At 36.6% G+C, this 20119-nt stretch carries 18 protein-coding genes and 1 pseudogene; 11 read left to right on the forward strand and 8 right to left on the reverse strand.

Annotated features, from left to right (window positions below):
• Window positions 1-16 precede the first annotated feature (16 nt).
• From PSF27_RS09010 to PSF27_RS09025, 4 genes are read right to left on the reverse strand one after another with little or no spacing between them, the layout of a single operon-like run.
• Window positions 17-2083, reverse strand: coding sequence for an EscV/YscV/HrcV family type III secretion system export apparatus protein (locus PSF27_RS09010; protein ID WP_272681322.1), 2067 nt, complete (start codon window positions 2081-2083; stop codon window positions 17-19).
• A gap of 19 nt (window positions 2084-2102) precedes the next feature.
• Window positions 2103-3197 (reverse strand): type III secretion system gatekeeper subunit SctW, encoded by a 1095-nt coding sequence (gene sctW / locus PSF27_RS09015; protein ID WP_272681323.1) that lies wholly within the window; start codon window positions 3195-3197, stop codon window positions 2103-2105.
• Window positions 3188-4894 (reverse strand): type III secretion system outer membrane ring subunit SctC, encoded by a 1707-nt coding sequence (sctC, locus tag PSF27_RS09020; protein ID WP_272681324.1) that lies wholly within the window; start codon window positions 4892-4894, stop codon window positions 3188-3190. Before sctC ends, sctW begins: the two co-directional genes overlap by 10 nt.
• The gene (locus PSF27_RS09025) at window positions 4884-5663 is read right to left on the reverse strand and encodes an AraC family transcriptional regulator (RefSeq protein ID WP_272681325.1); all 780 of its coding nucleotides are present in this window, start codon (window positions 5661-5663) and stop codon (window positions 4884-4886) included. The genes sctC and PSF27_RS09025 overlap by 11 nt, the downstream gene beginning before the upstream one ends.
• Before the next feature lie 195 nt (window positions 5664-5858).
• Here PSF27_RS09025 and PSF27_RS09030 point away from each other — a divergent pair, with 195 nt between their 5' ends.
• The 8 genes from PSF27_RS09030 to PSF27_RS09065 all read left to right on the forward strand — a co-directional run bounded on the left by PSF27_RS09030 (window position 5859) and on the right by PSF27_RS09065 (window position 11337).
• The gene (locus PSF27_RS09030) at window positions 5859-7028 is read left to right on the forward strand and encodes a PrgH/EprH family type III secretion apparatus protein (protein WP_272681326.1); all 1170 of its coding nucleotides are present in this window, start codon (window positions 5859-5861) and stop codon (window positions 7026-7028) included.
• A 22-nt stretch (window positions 7029-7050) separates the two neighbouring features.
• Window positions 7051-7362, forward strand: coding sequence for an EscF/YscF/HrpA family type III secretion system needle major subunit (locus tag PSF27_RS09035; protein ID WP_272681327.1), 312 nt, complete (start codon window positions 7051-7053; stop codon window positions 7360-7362).
• A gap of 52 nt (window positions 7363-7414) precedes the next feature.
• On the forward strand, window positions 7415-7714 hold the full coding sequence (gene sctI, locus PSF27_RS09040) for a type III secretion system inner rod subunit SctI (RefSeq protein ID WP_272681328.1): 300 nt from the start codon (window positions 7415-7417) through the stop codon (window positions 7712-7714).
• Window positions 7715-7717: 3 nt separating this feature from the next.
• Window positions 7718-8464, forward strand: a complete 747-nt coding sequence (gene sctJ / locus PSF27_RS09045) for a type III secretion system inner membrane ring lipoprotein SctJ (protein WP_272681329.1) — start codon at window positions 7718-7720, stop codon at window positions 8462-8464.
• 484 nt (window positions 8465-8948) lie between these two features.
• Window positions 8949-9644, forward strand: a complete 696-nt coding sequence (locus PSF27_RS09050) for a hypothetical protein (RefSeq protein WP_272681330.1) — start codon at window positions 8949-8951, stop codon at window positions 9642-9644.
• Complete coding sequence (locus PSF27_RS09055; RefSeq protein ID WP_272681331.1) at window positions 9625-10104, forward strand: hypothetical protein; 480 nt, start codon at window positions 9625-9627, stop codon at window positions 10102-10104. The genes PSF27_RS09050 and PSF27_RS09055 overlap by 20 nt, the downstream gene beginning before the upstream one ends.
• Before the next feature lie 521 nt (window positions 10105-10625).
• Window positions 10626-10892: a winged helix-turn-helix domain-containing protein gene (locus PSF27_RS09060; RefSeq protein ID WP_272681332.1), complete on the forward strand. Its 267-nt coding sequence runs from the start codon at window positions 10626-10628 to the stop codon at window positions 10890-10892.
• Window positions 10893-10905: 13 nt separating this feature from the next.
• Window positions 10906-11337 carry a YbaY family lipoprotein gene (locus PSF27_RS09065; protein ID WP_272681333.1) on the forward strand — a complete coding sequence of 144 codons (432 nt, stop codon included), beginning with the start codon at window positions 10906-10908 and terminating at the stop codon, window positions 11335-11337.
• 169 nt (window positions 11338-11506) lie between these two features.
• On the opposite strand, the gene PSF27_RS09070 is transcribed toward PSF27_RS09065, so the two are convergent.
• Window positions 11507-11968, reverse strand: coding sequence for a MarR family winged helix-turn-helix transcriptional regulator (locus PSF27_RS09070; RefSeq protein ID WP_272681334.1), 462 nt, complete (start codon window positions 11966-11968; stop codon window positions 11507-11509).
• A 170-nt stretch (window positions 11969-12138) separates the two neighbouring features.
• Here PSF27_RS09070 and PSF27_RS09075 point away from each other — a divergent pair, with 170 nt between their 5' ends.
• Window positions 12139-13950, forward strand: a complete 1812-nt coding sequence (locus tag PSF27_RS09075; RefSeq protein WP_272681335.1) for an FUSC family protein — start codon at window positions 12139-12141, stop codon at window positions 13948-13950.
• A 66-nt stretch (window positions 13951-14016) separates the two neighbouring features.
• Here PSF27_RS09075 and PSF27_RS09080 read toward each other — a convergent pair whose 3' ends face one another.
• The 3 genes from PSF27_RS09080 to PSF27_RS09090 all read right to left on the reverse strand — a co-directional run bounded on the left by PSF27_RS09080 (window position 14017) and on the right by PSF27_RS09090 (window position 17892).
• A complete protein-coding gene (locus PSF27_RS09080; RefSeq protein ID WP_272681336.1) occupies window positions 14017-15387 on the reverse strand; it encodes a class-II fumarase/aspartase family protein in 1371 nt (456 codons plus the stop codon).
• A gap of 14 nt (window positions 15388-15401) precedes the next feature.
• Window positions 15402-16958, reverse strand: a complete 1557-nt coding sequence (locus PSF27_RS09085) for a PTS transporter subunit EIIC (RefSeq protein WP_272681337.1) — start codon at window positions 16956-16958, stop codon at window positions 15402-15404.
• A gap of 193 nt (window positions 16959-17151) precedes the next feature.
• Window positions 17152-17892 carry a MurR/RpiR family transcriptional regulator gene (locus PSF27_RS09090; RefSeq protein ID WP_206085156.1) on the reverse strand — a complete coding sequence of 247 codons (741 nt, stop codon included), beginning with the start codon at window positions 17890-17892 and terminating at the stop codon, window positions 17152-17154.
• Window positions 17893-18040: 148 nt separating this feature from the next.
• Between PSF27_RS09090 and PSF27_RS09095 the strand changes: the two are divergent.
• Window positions 18041-18640: pseudogene (locus PSF27_RS09095) on the forward strand (formate dehydrogenase subunit gamma).
• A 372-nt stretch (window positions 18641-19012) separates the two neighbouring features.
• Complete coding sequence (locus PSF27_RS09100; RefSeq protein WP_206085157.1) at window positions 19013-19570, forward strand: tyrosine-type DNA invertase; 558 nt, start codon at window positions 19013-19015, stop codon at window positions 19568-19570.
• Window positions 19571-20119 lie beyond the last annotated feature (549 nt).

Consider the following 20119-nt stretch of genomic DNA (forward strand, 5'->3'; position numbering starts at 1 on the left):
CCTTAATCGGTCATGATTATATTGTTTTAATAACATTTACTTTGATTGTTTCAGAAACTTCATTAAACGACAGCACCTCTAATTCAGGGAATCGTCCTTCTAAAATTTTCTTCACAAAACGACGAATATCGATAGGCACGAGCATATTCACGTCTCTTATAGATAAATAACTATTTTCTAAAGCTAGCTCTGCCGCTTGAATCAACTCATTTGTTGTTTCTGGTTCAAGGTGTAAATACATTCCCCCTGAAGCCTGACGAATACCTTGACGGATCGTATCTTCAATAACTGAGTTAATCATCAATACGTTTAGACGCCCTTCAACCGCAAATCGTGATGAAATATAACGAGCCATCCCACTACGAATATGTTCAACTAACATCAAACTGTCTTTTTCTTTTGGTATCCATTGCACTAAGTTTTCAATAATCAGCTTCATGTTGCGTACTGATATCTTTTCCATCAATAAGCGCTGGAAAACTTCTGTAACCTTTTGTACTGTCGCGTGTCGATAGCATTCTTTAAGGAGTTCAGGATACTTTTTATCTAGGTCATCCAATAAATGTTTCGTTTCTTGGATCCCAAAGAACTCATTAATATGGCGAAGCATTAATGTGCTAACACAATCAATCATTTCGGTAATATCATCACGACTGTATAAACCTAGTCTATCCAGATTCTCTTTATTATCCTCAGCAAACCAGAGACTTGTCGTTCCGTATTCATCGATATATTTGGTGAGTTCAATATCAAGATGCTCTAATTCATCAGTTTGAGTTAATAGACGATGCCCATAAAAACAAATATCGTATTCACCGGCCTTTACTTCATTAATTAATATAATAATTTTATTTTCAGCAACAATCGGAGAGTAATTAATTGCAATATCCGGTATACGATATCCATAACGAATGAAAACATCTTTTTTCATTCGAGATAGAAATTTATTTTCTTCTAAGTGTGCTTTATATTTTTGGTTAACAGAAATAATAATTGGCAATGTCTCTGGAATATATTCTTCTTCGAATTCCTGATTTGCTCTTTGTGTTTCTCCTTCAGTAACATCTGAGTTAATACTTTCAGTTTCTTGCTGATTTTTATCCGATTTTTTCTTACGTGCCTTATAGTAGCGAACAGCGAATATTCCAAATAAAAGTGCAGAAAGCAATATAAAGATACTGGTTGGGAAACCGGGTAAAAAGCCCATGAAAAATACAATACAAGCTGTAATCAAGATGGTGAAATCATTGGCAAACAACTCGGCAACGATGTTTTCACCTAAATTTTTATCATTCCCACCGACTCGAGTAACAATGAAACCCGCACTGATTGAAATTAACAACGCTGGAATTTGTGCGACTAATCCATCACCAATCGTCAGCAAAGAAAAGGTGTTAAGAGCAGTAGATACATCCATACCTTGCTGAGCAGTACCTACAGAAATACCACCAATTAGATTCACAAAAATAATCACAATCCCAGCAATAGCATCACCCTTGATGAATTTCATCGCACCATCAAAGGAACCAAATAACTGGCTTTCTTTCTCTAAATCACCGCGTTTTTCTTTCACTGTTGCTTCATCAATAACACCAGCACGTAAATCCGCGTCAATGCTCATTTGTTTACCAGGCATCGCATCTAAAGAGAAACGTGCCGCAACTTCAGCAATACGCTCCGAACCTTTGGTGATCACGATAAATTGCACAATTGTCACAATGGCAAATACGACCATCCCAACCACTAAGTTATCTTGAATAACGAATTCACCAAACGTTGCAATAATATCCCCAGCATCCGCTTCTAATAGAATCAAACGACTGGTACTTATTGATAATGCCAATCTAAATAACGTACTAATTAATAATATGGATGGAAATGATTGAAAGTTCAGTACGCGAGTAATATAAAAAGAACTCATAAAAATAAGTACCGAAATCATGATATTTAAGCCAATCAATAAATCGACTAGTATTGTAGGCAATGGAATAATTAGCATTGCAATTACCATCACCATGATAACTAATACCATAAGTTCAGGTCGCTGTCGGATTTTTAGTAAAAATCCAGTAATATTTTTCATGAAGTTAAATATTTCCTATCTATTTATTTTTGATTCTTTCTTGTGCCACAATGTCATTCATTTGTATTTTTAAATATTCCAATAACGCATCTCTGGCTTCCATAGACGGAAATACTGCAACTGGAATAATTGAAAATGCTAATAATAATAGTTGTAGAAATCTTGCGCGTATTTCAGTGTGTACGACACGTAATTCTTTATTCACAAATGCAATAAGTTGTTCTTCAAAACTAACTAACCCGCGGATCCCGCCCGTAAATATTTGGCTCAACGATTTTTCTAATGCCAACTTATGGGTGTCAGTTGAATAACCAAAAAGCGCTGACTGCAAAAATTTTTGGGCAAAGATAGTGTCAAGCGATTGCAATTCTCGCAATCGGCCAACTTGCATAAAAAAATTGCCAAATTCACTAATATTTACATCACCCAACGGTAATGCTTGTAAATCACATGCAAGTGCCCGGGCCAAGTAACGCATCATGTTTTCGCGCTCTTGAAGTTCCATTTCTTCAACCCATTGCTCATACAAATACACAACAGGCCCGTCATAACTAATAAATTCACGGTATGCCGCGCGTAAATTTCCTGCGCTTTGTTTCAGCTTTTGAGCAAATGCCTTGGCAAGTAAAGCAACATTCGCTCCAGCTTGTGCGCTGCGTGCATTTTCTTCACTCAATAACTGTTCATGTAACGCTTCTAGTGACTCTATCTGCTCTTTTTTCAATTTTTTCCGATGAATTAATGTCGCTAGCGCCATTAATAAATCACTAGCATCTGGAAAAAATTGCAATAATAATGCGCGTAATTGCCGAGGGTTCATTAACTGCTTATTCAATAGCCCTTCAATGTGTGTGACTTTGTCATCGGCATTATTATCTAAAATGCGTTCGGCAAAACGCATCCATTCTTCTTCAGCATCTTTTCGCGAACTACCTCGACGAATGTGGCTTGCAGCTAACATCGCCATTGATGCATATTCGCTACTACTATCGACGACTCCTTGTCCTCGAGCTACTTCCTCACTATCATCAGTGCTACTTTTAGATGAAGTACGCCCTTTGTCTTGCATACCTACCGAGAAGCGGCCAGCCGAATTTAGCGGTGCTATCGCCATGATTCGCTCATATATTGTTGCAGAAACTGTACCGTGCCATGTAATTGGCTATCACGTTCTGTGATACGTTTTTTCTCCGAAAATTGACGCCCATCCCAAGTTTCATTTTCCTCTAGTAAACGAGGTTGAATGAGAAAAAGCCGTACCATTTTCTGCTGATTTACTGATGAATTGCTAAATAAGCCACCAAGATAAGGGATATCTCCCAACCAAGGGACCTTACTTTCGTTTTCAATATATTGCTCACGAGTGTATCCCCCAATCAGCAAGCTATTATCTTTCTCAATACGAGCTACCGTATTAATGCTTGTTCGATTTATTGAAGGTAAGCCTTCTACACTTGATGCTTTACCATCGCTACCGTGGCTTTGCGCACCATCTTCAATATTAACTTCCATTTCAACTTGATGCCCCGCTGAAATACGTGGCATGACACTGACCATCGTACCGTAGGTAACCTGCTCCAATGTCGCAATACGTTCACCTTGTAACTTGGCATAAAAACTGGTGCTGTTATCAAATAAAGCAGGAATATTTTCCTGAGTCAGCAAAACTGGGCGTGACACAATGTGACCACTTCCTTTCTTACTTAATGCATCAATTTGTAGTAAAAAGTCTTGGCTATTCGATAATGTGCTACGATTGAACGAAACAGCACCTCGTCCAGCATGTAAAGTACCAACTTCCCAATTGACCCCTAAATTATCCAGTTCTGAACGGGTGATATCAATTATCCACAGGGAGAGCTCTACTTGGCGACGGCGAACATCCAACGTTTTAACCAATTCTTTTACATAGCTAATTTGTTCTTTACTTCCTTTAACAATTAAGCTGTTACTATCTGGGTGAGCAACTAGTGATAACGGTTTTTTACCTGTATGCACCACAATTTGTTTTTTCGGTGTTTCACTCGCACCGATGGGGGCATCCATTAGTTCATCAACCAAATCCTCGGTTATATCCGCTTTTGTAGGTTGAAAATTGGTAACCTCCTCGACACTATCTCCGTTGCTTTTAAACAACGCACTAATCACCGTTAACATCCCTGGAACGGTGGTACCTTGGTTACGAGAGGTATAACTACGATCTGTAACAGATGCATGTTTTAACGGAATAACCGCCACCTCACTGTTTGTTTGTTCTTCTTGCTTTTTTTCTTCTTGCTGGATTTGTTTATCTAAATAAAGCGCGGCGGCTTTGATTAATTCAACGTATAACGGGGGGCCAGATACAAATAATAGGCTATCCTCTCCCTGCGAACGAACAGGAAAACGTTCATCATAAATACCATTACGTTGAATATAATTAATCACTTGCACACTGCTTATTCCTTTCATAGGAATAATTGTGCTGCGCATTTCACTATTATCATAAATATAGATGCTTGCCCCATCGTCATACCACACTAAAGCAATACTACGCGTTAAGGCTTTAAACATTTGGTCTGCATTGGCGAGATTAAAATTACCTGTGACTTTCTTTTGTGAGGCTAATTTACTCAGTATGATAGGTTTATTTAATCGCTCAGCTACCGCTTCGAATACTTTGCCAACTGCAATGTTGTTTGCAACAAAAGTATCATGCGTACTGTTTTGCATCACGGGCTCTGCAACAATGATATCTGATTGTGTTGCATGGATATTAGTACTTAATAAAAGGAGAGAGAGTAATACAGCTCCTTTTCTTTTATTGCTCATATAAATTTGCTCCAATATGCCTTATTTCTGATGGAGTTAGTCCCAATTCCTTTTTAAGATCATTGGTAAAATGTGAGGCAGAACAATAACCAGCTTCTAACCCGACATCTAAAATTGAACTTTCACTTTCAATTAATTGCAAAATAGCATTTGCCATACGAACACTCATAATTTTGCGTTTTGCTGTTTTATTAAAGTTTTCCCGATAAAGTTGTCTAAAATAAGAAGCTGATACGCCATAACGAACACATAGCTGATTAATGTTGGCATTTTTGTCACTTTGCGCCGCAGAAAGTATGAATCTCATCATTCCGTAGGCTTCGAATTTACGTAATGTATTACACCAAGCATCAAATTCAGGCTGTTCGCGAATAATTAAATCAACTACAATATTTTTAACTGAATAACTTTCAGAAAGCGTTTCATCCAATAAAATATATTCTTTAACAGATTCACTGATTAATGTGTTTTTGTCTTTTTTTACCAGGAAAGACTGCTTCATCGCGGTATCAATCACAGCGAGGATCTCGACTAGCTCCGATAAATCCATCGAATACGTTTTCCAGCCAAGATTCATGTTATCCGCCAACACATCGTCATTTGCGATAAATATAGCTTTTTTTTCAAACCGAATATTACAATTTGAGTATGGAGATTTATAAATAAAAGCTGGAGTATCCTTAGATGGGACAGATAAAAATAATTTATCTTGTAAAGAAAAAAAAACGTTTCCATCTTCTAATAATGCAGCAATATCTTTCTTTAACATTATATTTAAACCCTATTCATTAATTGGTCACTGAGGCAGGATGTCGAATTATCCAGCTAAGAACAAATGAATATGATGGAATTACTCGTACCTTACCAAAAAATTCGACGGTATAAACAAATATGATGAATTCTGATGAAATACCCCTAGATTTCTATTTAATACTCACTAATTATTTTTATTGAGATTGCACAAATGACAGAAGCAAACAATCGAACGTATATTATGAAGATCGCTAGTGGTGAAATGTGCGATCACGAAATAATGATAAATCTAGATGCTAACCTAATTATTATTGGTGAAGATAATGACTATAGACAAGATATCTCTGATGAAGGCTTTACGGCTTACTCAATCCCGAGTCATCAAGAGCCTTTCACCTTTTCCATTATCTCCCATGAAGGCCAAATAGCCATTGACCTTCATACGAAAGAGCAAAGTACTATTATTCCAATTAACCTACATGAGGTTGTATTACGTGACCTATTCCCTTTTTGTATTAAACAAATAGATACACCTTGGGAAAACCCTGTAGTTAATAGTGATATGTCAGGTAAAGCTATTAAAGCAGAAAACCAAACGCGTAGATTTAAAAAAACGCCATACGTTAAAAAAATCCTCATTGGTGTATCAATAATCGCACTTAGTATAATCAGTTTCATAACAATTCCACATTATTCCGATGATAGTAAAGATAAAAAAGTAGAAGCTATCGCCAGTATGATTAACGGTAACCATCACCCCGTAATTATCAATGAAGGAATAAACAATAAATTTTTGATTTTAGTTGAAAATCAAAGAGACCTAGACTGGAGTAAGCAACGCTTATTAAAATCCAAGTACCGTAATAGTTTTACTATTAATAAAATTGCTAGTTTTGAACATGAAATAGAAGAAAAAATTTCAGAATTTCTTCCTGAGTTGTTAAAATTAGATATAAAAAACCCATGTAAACCCGTTATTAAAATCTCTAATGGAAAAATATCAGAAAAACAAAAAATAGCTATCAACAACATTTTCTTTTCATATTTAACTTGCTATAAAGAAAGCCAATTTAAAGTATCTAATATCAATGAATTGATAAAAAAATCTGAGCTAGGATTAACAGAAAATAACGTTAAATGGCATAAAATAAATGAACACAACAAAACGGTTTTTATTATTAAAGATAGTCTAAATGATAAACAAACCGCCTCACTAATTACTTTTATAAACTCATTTTATCAACAATGGGGAGAACGACAAATTAAATTTTCATTTGACCTTGAGAATGACAAATTAGCAGGAAAATCTTTTATCACGAAAATCAATGGTTATATTTTGTTAGGAAACAATCATTGGTTATTTAATTCAAATACACGTTAAACTTAATAAAAAGAGGAAGTATATGTCAACTCCATCAGCAGGAACAGACAGCACAACAGGTAAATGGGTTATTTCTACATTTGAAGAAGCAGCACCAGAGAATAGTAATAATGGCATGATGTACCACGCCGTAGCCAATCTCAGCTCAAAAGCGCAGAGTATTGGTAATGAATTGAATGATGCTCTCGCTCAGGCGAAACTTGATGTCGATAACCCAGTCTATCTCGCAGAGGTTACATCATTAAGTGCCAACTATAATATGGCTCGTCAATTACAAAGTAATTTAATGAAATCAATTAAAGATACTGCTCAATCTATTATTCGTAACGTTTAATAAAAATAGAGCACCGTATATGCAGTGCTCTTTTTCTATAGGTATATAAATTATGATTACTCCCGTATCACTCCCTAGTACTAACCTGTCAAATATTTCTGATGAAATGACAACTAACCCAATGGGGTCATTCGAAGATAAAGTAAGGCAACTATTTGCAGAATATACTGCAACCGTTAGTAATGAAAAAGCAAGTTTAATTAACCAAGTAAATAATATTGATTCTAGTAACCCCGCTAGCTTGCTTGAAATGCAAAATAAAATCGGAAACTACAATCTAACGATGAATATGATCAGTACACTAACGCATAAAAGCGTTTCGGCGATTGATACCGTATTAAAAGCACAATAATTCATGAATATCTTAAAAAAACTTCTATTAATTAGCTTCATTACTGTATTAGTTGGTTGCGATAACCAACTATTGCTAAGCGACTTAAGCCAACGTCAAAGTAACGAAGTTCTCGCTATCTTACAAGAGCATGGCATTGAAGCGGATCGTAAGCATGATAATAAAACAGGGGATTCTATCCGCATTTCCCCTGATAATTTTGTTCTTGCTGTTGATTTACTGCGCCGATATAACTTGCCGTCAAAAGACCCAGTAGAGATTATTCAAGCTTTTCCTGGCGATTCACTTGTCGCATCCCCGCAAGCTGAGCGTACTCGATTACTTTCATTAATTGAGCAACGCCTTGAACAATCTTTACTTTCAATTCCAAATGTTGTCAACGCCAGAGTGCACGTCAGTTACCCACTAAATGGTAATAACGCGGTTAAGCAAATACAAAAAATATCAAGTTTGGTGACATATTCAGGAAATGAAGACCCAAAAATGATGATGAATAAAATTAAGTTATTTCTAAATAACAGTTTTGCAGAAACAACTTACGATAACATATCCGTCGTCATTGTGAACCGCCCTCCACTACAGTATGGCGTAAAATCTGAATCAAAAACGTTTATCAACCCAATCCTTCTTGGCATCATTACCTGTAGTATTATTTTATTAATCGGTATTTTACTTTTTATTTGGAAGCAGTCTAAGAAAAAAACAAACTCAAATATCATTGAGAACACCGCTGATGAACATGCTAAATAAATTATTTATTCAACAGCGCCATATTTTTCTCGCTCCTGGTAATTATATCCATCCTGATTTTAATCAGGATGGATATAATTACCGCCACGACTGCAAGAAAAATATAACCAACAGTTAATCGAAAAATATTCTTTATCGATGCCGAATGATAATACGCGCTTGTTACCTAATATATTGTCAATTCATTGGAGCAAACTACCCGTTATTGCCGTACATCTTGGGGGAATATTACAAACTGATATGCAATCATGGTCCGGAAAAGTCCCCAATATGAATATAGTGAATCAATATTTTCGCCACCCATTGAATTCACATAACATACTCAATCTTGGTATGTCGGAAGAAGTCCTGATATCCGGAGCTGCACAGGTTTTATCATGTTTAGCACCCTTTGGTCATATCTATGTTCAACGAGCGAAATATATGTTTAATGAGAGAATACAAAGTGTTATCTCTCTTAATAGTAATATAACATTACCTTGGAATGTTATTGCAGCAACATGCCATTATCTCAGTAGAAGCCAATATAATGAAAACACCAGCCCCCATTAAAGATACCGCACAAGAAAATGTATTGATTAAAAAACGTGTTTTAAGTGCATCAAAGTATCAAAAAGCAGTGATTCAATATACTCAAAAAAAAGCAAACATTGACCACCAGAAAATAATATCTGAAAAAGACAATGTTTACCAAATTGCACACCAACAAGGTTACAGCGATGGGATCAAACAATTATTAGCGGATTTCATTGAGGGTATAGACTGTTGTGAGACCGCTTTTCAGAAACAAGTTAATCAAAGTGCAGAGCGACTGGAAAAACGACTTGTTGCGGTATTTAGCGATGATAGGATCAAAGATATTGTTGCCAGTTATTTCCTTCATCAGCAAAAAAAATCAGCTAATACTAAACTGTATGTTCCTACAAATATGCAGCACACACTAAACAAGGAATATACCTGCGTTCATATTCAACCAAACACAAGTAATGACACTATTGCAATCGAAAGCAATAATGAGATCCATTATTTTTCGCCATTAATCGCGGCAAAAAAAGTGTTACCTCAAATTCTAGCAGTATCAACTCGTTGTCAAATTTTAGAAAAAAACAAAAAATCTTATCAAGAACTTATTGAATTAGTTAATAATCATCGAGGTAACCATGACCCTATCGATCAATAATTCGTTCACTTCAACTGCATCGTTAGTATCAAATACATCTTTGCCAAGTACAAGGACGATTAAGCCCGAAGTGACATCAACCGCAAATGCGTCTTCTAATTCACATGCAAATAACGCTAGCAGCCTTCAGATCTCAGCTGAAGAACAAATAAAAATAGATGACTTTCTCGCTCAACTGGAACAAAAAAACAGCAAAAGAGAATCTAATTCTTTCTTTTTTAAGACAATATTATCCATGGATAAGAAAGAGAGAAAAAAGTTTATCGCTGGAGTCGCTCAAACACTACAAACAAATCCGGATACCGCAAACTCGCCACTTAAAAAACAATTTAAAGCGGCATTGAATCATTATTCGTCCATTAAAGCAATGATGGTCCCTCTCCGTGAACAATTAGAACACAATATCAAAAACATACAATTAGAACCTAGCGATGATGATGATGAGATAATTTTTGTTTGATTTGACCATAACAAACCCCCATCTAACACTCTAAATAATTTAAGGTACAGCCAGACGACAAGTGTAGTCGACAATTAAAGTGCCCTTATGCATAACGAGTATAGATAGGAGTTTTCCAATCCCCCACCAGCATCGAATCCTCTCTAATATAGAAAACTAAAAAATAGAAATATATTTTTGATATATATTCCCACTCAAAATGATTTAAATTAACGCTACTTTAAATACTTGTATAAATATAATGACAAATATTTATAAATTACTGTGTTAGTTGATGTAAAAAATATTTTATAAGTGGTTAAACTAACAATAATTTTATACTAACTTATCAAATTATGAGAATTATTATGAATAGTATTAGTAGCAACGAAATAGAACCTATGATTTTATTGTCTGAGCAAGTCGTATACAACCCTCTAAAAAGAACACTTACTCGAGGTAGCATTTTGACTAATCTCTCTGAAAATGAATCGTGTTTATTAAAGATGTTATTAGTCAAAAGAAGTAACAAAAGAGAAATCATGTATGAAATTTGGGAAAAAAGAGGAACTATTGTCACTGAAAGTAGTTATTACAAGCTAGTCAGACAACTACGCCAGTCTTTCAAGCAAATAGGGCTTGATGAAAATCTCATTATGACATTACCTCGAGTTGGTATTTTATATACTGGCGAAAAATCCGAAATGCCTCTGTTATCAAGTCAGAACCAACAAAGAAACATGTATAACTCAGTTAAATTATTTTTCCAAAAAATGCTGTTTCGTACCGCGAATCATATTACTCCCTAGAAGAAGATAACTTATGTTAATAATTACTAATATTAGAAATTTATTCAAAACCCTTATTTTTTTATTATTTATTTTCTCACTTTGTGGTTGCAACTATATTTCTCAGCAATACAGAAATATGATGAACCATCCATTACAAGGTGAAATTCTTTCACCTTCTGAAATTCCTGAAAATTCAGTCGTTACCATCTCACTCAGTTCCGTTGGGGCATTAAATCTAGTCGAGAATAACATTTCCAATTACCAGATTAAAATAGAAGAAAGAGGAAAGACGATTAATTTTGTTCTTTATTTAGATGATGAGGTTATAAATACCCCTAAGCCATTAGGTCTCAGTGTCCGTATAGAGAAAAATGGAGAATTACTCATGATGAGCAAAAATATTGTCACACTGCCTCAAAATTTATCAGAAAAAATATCCATACCTGTGATTACAATACACTGATCAGCCATTTAAAATTAGTTTTTATTACCACTAAGACTCTACAGATCTTATAAAAAGTCACACTCCAAGCCCTTCGGCTTTACATTATTTGCTTCGGGTATATAGCCTTTTTGTTATGCAGGCCCCCACTAAGCCAGTTACTCAGCCCAACTGGCTTTTTTATTCAATCTCACTCAGCCTTCCCTTCACATATCAAAGGGAAATCATTGACTGAGCTTTCTACCGCACGCTTGGCTAGACTCTCTAAAGAGGAAAATAATTGCTTCGCTTCGGGTTCAGATAAATCAGCAGCTAAATAATCATTCCATTTATCTAGCTTATTATTTAATTCGCTCACAATAGAATGACCGAGAGGTGTCAGCGATATGTGGTAAGCCCGTTTGTCTGTTTGGCTAATCGTTTTCACTACCCACCCTTTTTTAAGAAACTTGCCCACCCCCCGTGTCGTGACCGATTTATCCACCACCATGGCTTTTGTTATTTGTTCTAGAGTAGAGGAGTCATATTGATGAATATGTAAAATCATTAAACATTCGATTGCATTGATCCCATAAGGCTCCCCCATCCATTTCATATAATGGTGAGCAGCTCGGCTAATAACCCCAAATACTCTTGCCTGTTCTGTACGCATATTTCCCCTTTAGTTGATTTTATCAACCAATTAGTTGATAATCGCACACCAGTTAGTTGATTTTATCAACTATAAGCCCATTTACCTTCTAAAAAATTCGAGATACAGATAGGCGACAACCTTGCATCTTGAAGGTAACGAGTATAACACGCCAAATTTATTCATAATCTATGCCACATAATACAACTTTGTTACTCCGTTTAGGGTTCGATCCTATACGCTTTCGCTTTGCTGCTATCACCGCTTGTGCATCGATAGCCGCTCTTTTTATTGCACAGTATTTGCAACTTGTTCATCCACAATGGGCGGCCATGACCGTCTGGGCTTGCGCACAACCTTGGCGTGAAAACTTACTGGAAAAAAGTTGGTGGCGTTTCGCGGGAACAGTGTCTGGTGTACTTGCGGGTGTGATATTAATTCAATTGCATCTCATCAATCCCCTATTATTTATAGTAGGGCTAGCATTGTGGTTAGGTGCTTGTAGCGGTATCGGGCAACTGCAAAAAGGCTTCGTGGCGTATGGCACCTTTCTGGCCGGTTATTCCGCCGTCATGGTAAGTATGCTAAGTGTCCACAGTACAGATAACCTATTTATGGTCGCTTGGGATCGGTTATGGACTATCCTTGTTGGCGTTCTTTCTGCGGTCATTTTCAATGTTTTATTTACGCCAAAACGTGAACAAGAAGCTGTTATTACACTTAGAAACCAAGTGGATACACAGTTTTATCAGATTTTGCATCACACCCTTGATAGAAAAAGCCAAACTAAACCGCAGGATATCGACCAACTTTGGCAAGCAATGGCAAGCTATGAAGAAATTTTAGAGGCTAACCGTATCGGTTGGCGTTACCATCGTAAACAAGTGGCCAAAGCACGACAAAAATTAATCTCCCAAAGCCAGATACTGCTACACTTAGAACAATGCCAGTCACTACCCTCTTTCTATTTTCCACCGCAAGAACCCACATCTACCCAGTGGAAACACATTTTGTCTTTGTGTCCTAATGGCATACTCAAAACGCTACTGATCCCCCTCTACTATGCGACTCTGGGTAAATCAATCAAACGAACAAGTAAAAACGATAAGCTAAAACTCCATCACAATAAAATTTCTGCTTGGCATGCTTTTATTCGTTCCTTTATCACTATTATTGCAGTTGGTTTTTTATGGTTATGGACACAATGGCAAGCCTTGGCCTATTTGACGCTGGGGCTATCTGTGATGCTCGCATTGTTTGCCTCTATTGATTACCCGGCAAAATTCATGAGATATATCTTTACGGGGCAGTTTTTGGGGGCGATCGCTGCGTTAATTTGCACTTGGTGTTTATGGCCCTTTGCTTCATCTTCATGGCAGATGACCTTGTTAATCGTTCCAGTGATAATCAGTGGTGTCGTCATTTTTTCCCACAATAGATTCGTGCTAATCGCATTTGATTACATTATGGTTTCGTTGATTTTACTGCAACCGAGCTACCCTCTTGTTCTTTCGTTTACACAAAATATCAGTAATGCTGCCGCAGTTGTATCGGGTCCTTTAGTCGCAATGCTTGCCTTTGCATTGATTTTCCCAACTACCCCTAAAAAACGCTATCAGCAGTTAATTCAACTTTCAAAGCAACAGTTCAAACAAGGTATTGCTACGCTAATTCAAGGAAATAAGCCATCGACCTCTCAAATGATGCACCGTTTATTAAGTGCCTTACTATTAGCCAGAAAAAACCAGCAACCTTTTACACCTACAATCCAATTTTTTGCTATTAATCAGGGAATTTGGCTAAATTTATTTATTCTCACCAAGAAATTTTCCAATCAACCATCTAAAAGGCGCGCACTACGAGCACTAGAAAATCGCATACGACAAGATAGGATTGAACTCGAACGATTTAATTGGGTTCTCAGTCGGCTACAGCATAATAAAGAGCCAATTAAAGAGTTAGTGGAATTGCAGTACTATTTGAAAAAATACCAATCCCTATAAGTAAAAAAGAGCTACCCCATACTATGGGTAGCTCTCTGTCAAAATAACCCTTCGCTGACAATAAACTTATTGGTATTGCTGCTTAATTTGTTGAGAAATTGCACCACCACGTTTAGCTTCTTTTTCAGCAATCTCAACCGATAAACCGATATAGGAGCGAGGATCTAACATGGCTTTAATTTCCTCATTGCTAAACGCAGCCGTGATCACGCTGTTTTTGGTCAGATTAGTGTAGAAATCTTCTCCATCCGCAGCTGTTTTGATCGCTTCTTCATAGAGCAATTCGTGGGCTTTATCCTTGCCTAGTTTCTCCGCCATCTTCATCATGACGTATTCAGTATTATCTAATCCTTTATTTCTGAGTACGTTATGCAACATCCTATCCTCATGGGGAACTAGAGTTCTGGATAGTTCTTCCGTTCTTAAGAGAATTTCGGTGGTCAATTCTAATGCTTCTTCAATCAACCCATCGAATAACATATAGGAGCTGCTATCCCCTTCATAAGGTCTCACCGCAGAATACATTCCCACACTTGGTAAAGAATAAAGTTTCTGTGAGTTCGCGATGATCCCTTTGGCTAATTTCGGGTTAATTTTGTGTGGCATGGTACTACTACCAACAGTACCTTTCGTGAAGCCTTCGGATACCTCAGCAATTTCTTCCAATGTCGTGCTATAAACTTCCTCACCAATCTTATGACAAATATTCGCCATCAAGGCTAAATTCGCCATATACTCTAACTTATGAGTACTTAAGTTTCTCGATGGTACTTCCATCGCATGCATACCCGTTAATTCAGCAACACGTTTTTGCACTTCCAAACCAATGCCAGGCATAGAGTTAAATGCGCCCACAGCACCGCCCATCATGATAGTGAATACACGTTTTTCGCACTCTTTCATACGCTGATAACAGTCGATAAAATCACTTATCCATACCGATACTTTATAGCCATAAGTAATCGGAATAGCATGGCGGCCATGGGTTCTACCTGGCATCACCATGTGCTTTGTTCTTTCTGCTAAACCTGACAAATTCTCAATGATTTCACCAAGTAACAACATAAATTTGTTGTGCACGGTTTTCATCATATACAGCTGAGAACTTTGCTGGATATTTTGGGTAGTAATACCATAATGGATATATTTACCGCTTTCTTCGGAACAAGCATTTACCAACACTTTGAGAAACGGTACAAAGCCATGACCGATTTTTTGGTAAATTCGACTCATTTCCTCGAAATCGATATTTTCAATCACAGCTTTTTCTTTGATTTCATCTGCCGCAGCTTGAGGAATAAAACCTAATTCCGCTTGCGCTTGAGCCAACATAGATTCAAACATTAACCAAGTTGTATATTTCGCTTCATCAGATAAAAGTGCTTTAATACCTCGATCATCAATTGTTTTACTTTTAGAATCGTATAATGCTCTCATTTTGTATCCCTTCTTTATTTCTTCATTACTTCATCAACAGCATTGCGAACGAACTCAACCTTCGGTCCATATACAACATGGACATGGTTTGCCGATGGAAAGAAGAATGCGGTACATCCTGATTCCAACATTAAATCTTTATCAATTTTATTTACTTCTGAGACATCAATACGCATGCGAGTAATACAGTTATCTACGTTACGAATATTTTGTTTACCACCTAAAGCTTGAACTAAGATTTCTGCGATTTCTCCGTAACGTTTTTCTTTAATTAAGGTGTTCTTCAGATTGCTCGATTCTTCACGGCCTGGCGTTTTAATATCAAATTTGATAATCGCCCAGTAGAAAATAAAGTAAGTGACCACGGCTAAACAGCTACCAATGATGACTAAGAATATCCAGTTAGTATGCTCGTATAACAATCCAAATATCGTGAAGTCGAATACCGTTCCACGAATATAACCAATAGCAACACCCGCGAAAGAAAGTAATACTGCACCGATACCCACGATAATCGCGTAAATGAGATACAACAGTGGTGCAATAAATACGAAGGTAAATTCGAGCGGTTCTGTCACGTTCCCCAGCATCGCGGTCAATACCATTGTCACCAACATCGACTTCACTTCTGCACGGTTTTCTTTCTTCGATGTTCTGTAAATTGCCAGCGCAATCGCAGGGAATAAGAACAGTGTTACTAACATTTGCTGTTGCGCCATAAAGCGAGTCAAACTTGGCATCATCGCCCAATATTCGCTGTTAGGACCTTGTTTGAATAACACTTCAGTTAACGCAGGGACAACACCCACAAAAGTTTGTCCATCAATAACATAGGTACCGCCCGCTTCAGTGAAACGGAACAACACGTTCCAGACATGGTGTAAGCCAAACGGAATGAATAAACGTTCACCACCTGCCGTAAAGAATGGGCCGACAGGGCTCAAGAATACAGCAGATAACTTCATTAATCCTTGGACTAAGACTTCCCAGATAAACGGTAATAACGCACCAACCATGATCATTAAACCAATCATGATAATGGATACCGATTTTTTCCCCGAGAAGAAGGCAAACGCGGTAGGAAGCTCAAGGTTATAGAACTTGTCAGTCGCCCAAGAGGCAATTAAACCCGTAATGATCCCCCCTGCCGCACTGATATTCAGCGTTTGTATGCCAAGAACTTTAATCTGCCCCACTTGGCTCATAATCGCTGCATCAGCGAGCTTGCCGGTGAGCACCAACCAAATATTCATGGTAATGATCAAGGATAAGTAACCAACTACCGACGCGAAGACGGCAATCCCCTTATCTCTCTGGCTCATCCCATAAGCGACCCCCATCGCAAACAGCAATGGGATATTATCGAAAATCACCCCTGCAATAGAACGAATGCTAACTAATAGAGCGTTAACTGTTTCATTTCCGAGGAAAGGAAAGCGTGCAATCATATACGTTTGCACTAACGCACCGCTGATACCCAATATCATACCGATAGGTGCAAGCACACCAATCGGAAGGAGTAATGTTCTCCCAAAGCGTTGGATAGATTCACCAAACTTTCTTCTGGCCATACTTTTTCCTTATGACTTCTATTATTAGAATTAAAGGCATACTAGCTTGGGGGTTTTATAAAAGAAATGATGTCCCGGTTTTAAAAATTATCTTAGGTCATAAATTATGACCTAAGTCATTTTGAAACGGCATTATTGTTAAAAATAACAATAAAAAGGCGGTAATATAGGAAGAGTAAGTTAAGAAATTCGCCTAAAGTAGGTTTTCTAACTCATTGATAAGTAAATCAACTAAAATAAAAAAACCAATACGGGACTTGGTATCATCCCTTTTAGTATCGTAACTGTCTGCAAAACAAAAAAGCGTGTTATCGGTATAACTGGTTAATTCATTCGTATTGAATGCTGTCATACTAATGATATTTGCGCCTTTCAATTGTACAATTTTGGCGGTCTCAATAATCTTTTTTGTTCCGCCAGAAAGTGAAATAAATATCACCGTATCATCTTTGCTGACGAGTCGAGTGAAAGAATCAGACAAATTGTAGTCATTAATAAAAAAACAGTGCAGACCTAATGCAAAGAGTAAGTGCTCAAGATAATACCCTACGGCCTTACTGGTACCCCTCGCAACAATAAAAATATTTCGCGATTTATGTAAAATATTCGCACAGTCATTAATTTGATCTTCATTAATCAGCGTAAAACTTTTATTAATGTTTTTCTCGAGTTGTTTTTTGTAGGACGCGGGCGTGACTTTTTCAGTTTTATTTTTGGACAGAATATAATTATTAATTTGAAATTTAAGCTCTTTAAAACCACTGAAGCCTAATTTCTGCGATAAGTTAATAATGACTGTTTTCGACACATAGGTTTTTGCGACTAACTCATTGATATTTAAGTAGGGTATATCGGCAATATTATCGTTCAGATATTTTAATACCTTTTTTTCACTGAGCGTTAAATTATCGTAATTTTTTAAAAATTCCAACATATCCCACCTGACCAATTTTGCCGAAAAATCCCATTGTACTGAAGGGGCCAACAACCTGATGACGATTAATAATGATGAAATAGCACAAAATAATCAATTTGCTGATTATACGCCAAATAGGGCCTTTATGTAGAACTCAGGGAGGTAAATTTGTGAGAAGGTGCAATGTAACCTGTTAGTCGTCATTATCTTTACGGCATTCAGTGGATTAGGTTTCTTTTTTCCCTCATTAAACTGGTTTATGAATATTTTAGGGACGCCCCAGTTATCTCGCATACTGCATCCCTTTGTCGGTAGCCTCATGGCATTTTTATTTATCTTTATGTTTTTTAGATAGTTAAAATATAACTTTGTGGATAAGCAAGACCTTATTTGGGCTAAAAATATTCACAAGGTATTACGTAATGAGGAAGCTGGCGATATCGGCCATTATAACCTTGGCCAAAAAGGGATTTATTGGGTTCTCAGCCTGTGCCTTATCGTCTTAACGGTAAGTGGAATTATTATTTGGCGTCCTTATTTCGCTGATTATTTTTCAATTTCGATAATTCGAGCAGCATTACTGGCACACTCACTTTCTGCAATAGCCCTGATAATTACGGTTGTTGTTCATCCTTATGCTGCCTTTTGGGTAAAAGGCTCTATCCGTAGCATGGTTGAAGGCTGGGTGACGCGTGGATGGGCAAGGAAACACCATCCTCGTTGGTATCGCGAAGTATTAGAAGAAGAAAAAGAGAAGAAAGAATAATCGTAAATTAAAACCGCCAAGCAGCGTCATTTATGGTGCTGCTTGGCAGATTCCTCCCCGTAGATGCCCTTTATATCCCCTTCCTCTTTAGCACCAACACAACAACATCCACCCATAAATCAATTTATTTCAGTGAGTGAGACCTGTTTTAGAAAAATAAATTTTATCCTTCAAGAATTCCATTCTTTCTGTTTTCTTACACTTTTTAACGCGGTGAGGGAGTATGAAAAGTCACCATGATTAATCACTCACATTTAGGTATCATCACGTGTGCTTATGACATATTGTGTTTAATTTTAGAAAAATTAATTATTTTTAGTTAATTTATCATTGGTATATAGCGAAATGTAACGAGGTATAAATGAGATCATAATGACTAAACGCAAATTTATTACACGCACAGAAGTTAACGCTCTATTAAATGCAACCAAACAGGGGAGATATCCCAATCGCGACTATTGCTTGTTATTAATGAGCTTCCTACATGGTCTAAGGGTTAGCGAACTTACTCACATCACAATGGCAGATATTGATTTAGCACAAAAAATAATCTACATCAGACGGTTAAAAGGAGGTTTATCCACTGTTCAACCGATAATTCCTGAAGAGTTTACTGCAATAGAAAGGTGGTTGTTAGAGCGAAATTCTTGGAAAACGTCCAGCTCAGATTGCTTGTTTATCTCACAAAAAGGGAGCCAAATCTCTCGCTACCAGATCTACCGTTTATTTGAACAATACGGCAAAATCGCAGGGCTACCCGTCAAACTTCACCCGCACATGTTAAGACATGCATGTGGGTATGCATTAGCTGACCTCGGTAGAGATACCCGATTAATTCAAGACTATTTAGGGCATCGAAATATTGCCCATACAGTAATTTATACCGCAAGTAATGAAAAACGTTTTAGTGGCATTTGGTCTAATCAATAGACAATTTAATGACTTGTATCAACATGGAACTAAAGTTCAATATTATAAAATGAATTAAACACCAAGAATGCCTCAGTTATTTAACCAATTGGTTTTATAAAACTGAGGTATTCTTATGAATGTTTGATGTGATGATTAATTTGAATACCACTAAATAGAGCCATCAATACGTTATTTTTCAACCCGCCAAAATAAGGTTAGTTAATAATTTTATTTATTCTTCTTTTACCAACTATCATAATTTAAATACTCGAAATATGAGTAATAAGTCAACCGCATAAATTTAACAATATATTATCAATATATATACGTGTAAATTACATTTTAACTCGTATTTAGAGAATCATATAAAGATATTTAATAAATAAAAAAATTAAAATCAAATTGTTTTAGATTTTAATTTCATAAATAACCTCTAAATCAGACAAATGTAAAAATAATATAAAATCATAACCAAGCAACAAGAAATATAATAAAAAATATTTTGAATAATAAATAAAAATCAATGAGTTAAATAAAAAATGATTTAAAATCAAATGGTAATGCAAC

It is taken from the genome of Providencia sp. PROV129, from assembly GCF_028482245.1.
In the GTDB taxonomy this organism is placed as follows: domain Bacteria; phylum Pseudomonadota; class Gammaproteobacteria; order Enterobacterales; family Enterobacteriaceae; genus Providencia; species Providencia vermicola.